The following is a 2,532-nucleotide window of genomic DNA, read 5'->3' on the forward strand; positions in this document are numbered from 1 at the left end:
GCGTGCGCGACGGCTCCGTCCGTGCCCGCGCCGCGGTGCTGACCGCCGCCGACGCCGAGCGGGGCACGCTCGAGAACCGGATCGCGGCGCAGCAGTCGCTGAATCTGCCGGTGCTTCCCACGACGACGATCGGATCGTTCCCCCAGACGGGTGAGATCCGTCGGGCGCGGGCGCGCTACGGTCGCGGCGAGCTCACGGCGGAGGACTATCAGGAGTTCCTGCGCGCCGAGATCGCCCGCGTCATCGCGCTGCAGGAGGAGCTCGGACTCGACGTCCTCGTGCACGGCGAGGCCGAGCGCAACGACATGGTGCAGTACTTCGCCGAGCACCTCGACGGCTTCGCCGTCACGCAGCACGGCTGGGTGCAGTCCTACGGTTCACGGGCGACGCGGCCGTCGATCCTGTGGGGCGACGTCGCTCGCCCCGAGCCGATCACGGTGGAGTGGGCGCGGTACGCACAGTCGCTGTCGGACAAGTACGTCAAGGGGATGCTGACGGGGCCCGTCACGATCCTGGCGTGGTCGTTCGTGCGCGACGACCAGCCGCTGTCCGACACCGCGAACCAGGTGGCCCTCGCACTGCGTGACGAGATCGCAGATCTGGAGGCCGCCGGCATCCGGATCATTCAGGTCGATGAGCCGGCGCTGCGGGAACTGCTGCCGCTGCGGCAGGTCGACCAGCCGGCATACCTCGACTGGTCGGTGCGCGCGTTCCGCATCGCGACCGCGGGAGCTGCGCCCGCGACGCAGATCCACACGCACCTGTGCTACTCGGAGTTCGGCGTCGTGATCGAGGCGATCGCGGGGCTGGATGCCGACGTCACCTCGATCGAGGCGGCGCGCAGCCGCGGCGAGGTGATCGGTGACATCGCCGCGTCGGGCTTCGCGGCGGGCATCGGTCCCGGTGTATACGACATCCACTCGCCGCGCGTGCCGAGCACCGCCGAGATCGAGGCGCTGCTGCAGCGGGCAGCGACCGAGATCCCGCTCCGTCAGGTGTGGGTCAACCCGGACTGCGGGCTGAAGACTCGCGGTTACGACGAGACCGTGGCATCGCTGCGCAACCTCGTCGAGGCCACCGGCCGCGTGCGAGAGGCGGTCGCCGCGGCGGTCTGAGCGGCGGGACGGGTCTGAGCGAGGTGCGCGCGGGCCGGTTCGGAGGCGCCGAATCGCGGGTTGCTTGCCGCGGCATCCGCATGTCGGCGCTTCCGAAGGCCGGCTTCCCGGGCGTCAAGCCCGTGCAGCGACCGGGGGAGCCTGCAGCAGTTCCAGGATCCAGCCGGCGAGGAGCGATACGATCAGCACGAGGAAGACCTCCCCGGCGCCGAGGGGGCGCAGCGCGAACAACCACAGCACCGCGATGACGGCGATGATGACGCGCACGAGCAACCGGTTGCGCGCGAGCCAGCGGCCGAACGCACCGGTGTCGAGCCCCCACGAGGCCAGCCTCGCTCGCGCCGAGGCGTTCATCGACTCTCCGGCGATACGGATCCGGCGCGCCGGAGTGGAGCGACCCATGATCCAGCCGATCACCGCGACCACGACACCGAGGAGCGCGATGACCCACGCGGTCTGCGTCATGTCCGCCACGATGCGCTGGTAGATGACGTCGAGCGCCGACGGGGACAGGTCGAGCTGACCCGCAACGAGCGCGACACCCGTCGCACCCGCGGTCAGCGCGATCGCCAGCGACCCGCCGCCGAGCGCGAAACCGAGTCCCGTGCCGAGGACGGCAGCGTTGCGCCGCCGGGAGACAAGGATGCCGAGGGCGAACAGCGCGAGAGTGAGGATCGGCAGCCACCACCCGGCGACCGTCGCGATGGCGTAGGACAGGCGGACGATCGCGAGAACGTCGCCGCTGCCGATGGTCACGACGCGATCGACGGCGGGGATCAGCGAGGCCACGCCGACACCGCGATCGGCGAGTTCCTGCCTGACCTGCGCGACGATCGTGCCGATCTGGATGCCGAGGCCGTCCTTCGTCATCACGACGACCCCGCCGCCGTCCGACGTCGATGCCACCGTTAGTGCCCGGTGGGTACCGCGGAGGGTCATCGTCCACACGTCCGCGAATGCGTCGGAGCGTACGACGGTCGTCAATGTCTGGTCGACGAGACCCTGGAGGCCCTGTGCCGCGGGTTGGCGAAGCAGGTCGAGTGCACTCGAGGCCGCCGGCGGCAGCCCGAGCTCGGAGATGCCATCGAAGAGGTCGTCGGTGAACCGAGTGAAGTCGACCTGCGCGTCGATAGCCGCCATCGCCTCATCGATCACGAGATCCTGCACGACGGTCTCCTCGGCGAGGGGTCCGAGGGTGCGGACGAAGGACTCTTCGTCCACGAGTTGCACCTGCGCCCACGCGCTGACGATCGACGCGGGCACGAGGATCGACGCGATCACGATGCACAGCGCTGACCCGAAAGTCTTCGTGAGGTTCAGGCTGCCAGGGGTGTGAGTTCCACGTCGTATCCGAGAGCGCGGAGTTGGCGGAGGGCGTTGGTTTTGGCGCGTTCGGGGTCGGGGGCGTAGTAGTTTG

Annotated in this window: 2 protein-coding genes; one reads left to right on the top strand and one right to left on the bottom strand. The window is 69.9% G+C overall.

Annotated features, from left to right (window positions below):
- The coding region (gene metE / locus WBP48_RS02855) for a 5-methyltetrahydropteroyltriglutamate--homocysteine S-methyltransferase (protein ID WP_424435797.1) at positions 1 to 1,115 on the top strand (1,115 nt) is incomplete at its 5' end.
- A 114-nt stretch (positions 1,116 to 1,229) separates the two neighbouring features.
- Here metE and WBP48_RS02860 read toward each other — a convergent pair.
- Positions 1,230 to 2,396: a hypothetical protein gene (locus WBP48_RS02860; RefSeq protein ID WP_424435800.1), complete on the bottom strand. Its 1,167-nt coding sequence runs from the start codon at positions 2,394 to 2,396 to the stop codon at positions 1,230 to 1,232.
- Between the last annotated feature and the right edge of the window lie 136 nt (positions 2,397 to 2,532).

Origin of the sequence: Microbacterium sp. (genome assembly GCF_049661145.1) — a bacterium.
Taxonomy (GTDB): Bacteria; Actinomycetota; Actinomycetes; order Actinomycetales; family Microbacteriaceae; genus Microbacterium.